The 4,060-nt window shown below is 28.2% G+C and carries 3 protein-coding genes; 2 read left to right on the forward strand and 1 reads right to left on the reverse strand.

From position 1 onward, the window contains the following. Both J7M77_RS12105 and J7M77_RS12110 read left to right on the forward strand, forming a co-directional pair. The coding region (locus tag J7M77_RS12105) for a YhgE/Pip family protein (RefSeq protein ID WP_296878908.1) at positions 1 to 978 on the forward strand (978 nt) is incomplete at its 5' end. Positions 979 to 1,228: 250 nt separating this feature from the next. Then, positions 1,229 to 3,502: an EAL domain-containing protein gene (locus J7M77_RS12110; RefSeq protein ID WP_296878910.1), complete on the forward strand. Its 2,274-nt coding sequence runs from the start codon at positions 1,229 to 1,231 to the stop codon at positions 3,500 to 3,502. 227 nt (positions 3,503 to 3,729) lie between these two features. On the opposite strand, the gene J7M77_RS12115 is transcribed toward J7M77_RS12110, so the two are convergent. Beyond that, a complete protein-coding gene (locus J7M77_RS12115) occupies positions 3,730 to 3,897 on the reverse strand; it encodes a PD-(D/E)XK nuclease domain-containing protein (protein ID WP_296878912.1) in 168 nt (55 codons plus the stop codon). Between the last annotated feature and the right edge of the window lie 163 nt (positions 3,898 to 4,060).

A 4,060-nucleotide genomic window follows, 5' to 3' on the forward strand; every position in this document is an offset into this window, starting at 1 on the left:
CAGTTAAATGATGGGATAACAGCTTTAGCTAACCAAACTCCAGCTTTAATTAACGGTATTGATCAGTTAGTAGATGGTGTGGATCAGTTATCAAATGGATCAGCAAAATTGACAGCTAATAATCAAACAATCATTGATGGGGCCAATAGTTTAACTGATGGTGCTAGTCAAATAAGTGCGGGAACAAGACAATTAGCTGATGGTTCATTGACTTTAACATCAGGTTTAAAGACCGCTTTACAAGGAATTGATACATTAGATCAAGGATTAAACGATGGAGCTAAGCAGGCTAGTTTAACTACTAGTGATGCTACTTTAGAAATGATGGCCAAACCAGTGGAAACTGATCATCAGGAAATTTCGGTAGTAGCCAATAACGGTCATGCTATGGCACCGTATATGATGAGTGTTGCTTTATATGTAGCATGTTTAGCATTTACCTTAATGTATCCAATTAGAAATGGTATTAAAGAAGCTGCTTCACCGTTTAAATACTGGCTATCTAAAGCTTCAATCATGTATAGTGTTTCAACATTGAGTGCAATTATTTTAATTACGGCATTACGATTGATCTGTAATTTCCAATGTGAAAATTTATTATTAACATATATTTTAGCAATCATAGTTGCTGCTAGTTTTATGTCTTTAGTAATGTTATTATCATTAACTACCGGTTATATTGGTGAGTTTTTATTGCTGGTATTTATGATCTTTAATTTAGGTGGTTCAGCGGGAACTTATCCGTTAGAAACATCAAGTGCCTTTTTTAAAGCTATTCATCCTTTTGTTCCTTATACTTATAGTGTTAATGGTTTTAGAAAAGTAATTAGTATGACTAATGTTTCTATTATAAATGAAATATTAGTTTTTGTGGGTATCTTACTTGTTTGTTCATTACTTACTATTGTTTATTATCGGTTTAAAAACAAACAAGATAAACATTTGATTCCCCAAGCTTTTATTAAAGTAAATGAGTAAAGATGAGTGAAAAAGCTCATCTTTTTTGTTGCGGTAAAAAATTAATAATTATTAAGAAAAAAATATGTAATTTTATGGTATTTTAAATAATACTAAAAATTGATATTAGCTTGGGTATTTTATAGTAAGCAATGGGAATGCTTAAATTAGTAGATGTTTTTAGTTTTAAACAAAAAGATGTATATTTTTGTTTAAAATGTTATAATATGTAAGAATTATGATATTTTTGAGATAAAGTAGGAGATAATAAATGGACATAAAGGCGCTTAATAATCGATTGAAAAAAGCAATAATTATTATCATAATCATCGCTTTAATTCTTTTAGCGACAAGTGTATCTTTGCGGATATATTTAAAGAGCATGGTTAAAGAAACGATTGCTGCTCAAGTAAATGATGCTACAGAAAAATATGTTAGTTTATTGAAAAAAGAAATTCAAAATGATTTTCAGATTTTAGAATCATATTCAAGTATATTTGAATTTGATGATGTTGCTAATAGTGAGGCTTTTAATACTGTCATTAAAGCTACCAGCAACAATAATCACTTTTTTTCAATGATGTATGTTAATCAAAATAAAGAAATAATGGCAGCAACTATAAATGATAAACAAATTGATACTGTAAGCTTTGATATGGTACAAACGGAATTGCAAGAATTGATCAATACAACATTAAATGGAAATGAAAGCATGTCCAGTCTATTTGATAGTCAGATCATTGATAATTCGATTTATGCTTATGGGATTCCTATATTTAATCATGGGAAAGTAACTGGGGCTTTGATTGCCACAGAAACAGTTGATTTGATGATGGATGTAGGAGCTGAAAATGGAATTCTTGGTGGGGATACTTATGTATATATTGTTGATCAGGGTGGTAATATTATTATCAATTCTAAATATGATCAATTTAAGCAAAATAATATTCTAGGTAAACCGTATTTAAAGGGAAATGAAATCAAACAAACTAAAGATGCTATGCAAAACCAAAAGGATGTTTCATTTTCATTTGATTACAATAACAATAACTATATTTCCAAATTAGAGCCAGTGGGCATTAATAACTGGTATTTGCTTAGTGTTAATATGTTGGAAAATTCTAGTTTATTTATTAGTGAAAATGTTAGAATAATTGGTATTTTATTTATATCAATCATTGTTTTAGTAATAGGTCTATTAATTTATGGATATCGAATTAGTTTGAAAAATAACCGTGAATTAGCTCGTTATGCTTATTATGATCCATTAACTGGTGCTTATAATTTTTTATATTTTAAACAGCAGGGCAAACAAGCTTTTATTAAAGATAATAAATGTAGTATTGTGGTATTAAATATTCGTCAGTTTAAGTTTTTTAATGAAATATTTGGTAATGATCAAGGTGATAAGTTATTAACGCATATTAAAAATGCAATTGAAACTAATTTAAAAGAAAATGAGTTTTGCTGTCGTGATACGGCTGATCAGTTTTATTTGTTTTTAAGTGATAATCAGCGGGATGTAATTCAAAAAAGAATCGAAAAAATGACTCAAGAAATAGTTTCTTTAAATGATTTGTTGCATACCAACTATCATCTAAAAATACAATGTGGTGTAGCCATTTCGACTGATCAAGAGGAACAAATAAGTTTTGATAATTTGATGGTTAGAGTCATGTTTGCTTTAGCAAAAGCTAAAGAAAATATGCAGACAAGTATTTGGTTTTATGATGAAAAGTTACATAAACAAGAAAAAATGGATAATTATATTGAAAGTCATATGAATCAGGCGTTAAAAGATAATGAATTTAAATTCTTTTTACAACCTAAAATTAGTTTAAAAGATAATTCATTACAAAGTGCAGAAGCTCTAGTACGCTGGAAAACTAGTGATGGACAATTTATATTTCCCAATCAGTTTATCCCAATCTTTGAAAAAAGTGGTTTTTGTGTTGAGTTAGATATGTATATGTTTGAACAAGCTTGTAAACAAATTAGAAATTGGATCGACCAAGGAATTGAACCAATTGGTATATCGGTCAATCAGTCAAAATTATTATTTTATGAAGCTGATTATGTTGAACGTTTGCATCGATTAGTAGATCAATATCAAATCTCACCGAAATTAATCACATTAGAAATTTTAGAGGATCTAGTTATTGATAATGTTGAAGAAGTCAATAACAAGATCAAGTCATTACATAAAATCGGTTTTCAAGTATCGTTAGATGATTTTGGCACTGGTTATTCTTCACTTAACATTTTAGGAAAATTAGATATTGATGAACTAAAACTAGATAAAGGTTTTTTACAAGAAGTTTTTGTTGAAAATAATTTTAGAACTAGAATAATCATTGAAGAAATTGTTAATTTAGCTAAAATACTTTCGATTTCTACGGTTGTTGAAGGAGTAGAAACTAAGGAATGTAATGATTTTATTAAAAAAATTGGCTGTGATTTTGGTCAAGGTTATTTATATGATAGACCAATCTCTATTAAAGAATTTAATCAAAAATATTTTAATAGTAACGAAAATAGTCATTAATTTATCTTTTAAATAAGCAGGAAAACTCCTGCTTATTTATTTTGTTTTAGTAATAATAGATTGTTTCTTATAGAAAGATATTCCATAACCAATTACATTTTCATAACCTTCATCTTCTAATCCTTCGATATATTTTTGATTAATGATTTGTTCACTTGCTTTAGCGCTGTCTTTTCTTAGTTCTTTAATACTGTTTGAATGCTTTCATTCAATGACAATTGCAGTTTCTAACTGTATGGCAGCATTGCAAGATCAAATCTACCATTAGCGCTTTCTCGATTTGATTTTACATCATAACCATCAGCATTTAAAAAATCAACCATAAAGCCATGATAAAATGACTCGTAGTTATCATAATAACTGATCCTTTGCATTAAAACATCTTCAATCAGCATCGTTTTTTCAACATAATAATTATTATCAATCAGTTCTTTGAAATTCTCGATTCCGGTACTGATTCACTTTATGATCATCTTTCCTTTTTTATTACTATCATTTTACTATAACACACTATAAAAGTTATTGAATTCAAAATTACAAATAGAGTCAACAATAGTA

The sequence above is a fragment of the Thomasclavelia sp. genome (assembly GCF_017889095.1).
GTDB lineage: Bacteria > Bacillota_I > Bacilli_A > Erysipelotrichales > Coprobacillaceae > Thomasclavelia.

Coding starts and splice junctions, on each gene's coding strand:
- J7M77_RS12110 (WP_296878910.1), top strand. CDS start 1,229: ATGGACATAAAGGCGCTTAATAATCGATTGAAAAAAGCAATAATTATT.
- J7M77_RS12115 (WP_296878912.1), bottom strand. CDS start 3,897: ATGCTGATTGAAGATGTTTTAATGCAAAGGATCAGTTATTATGATAAC.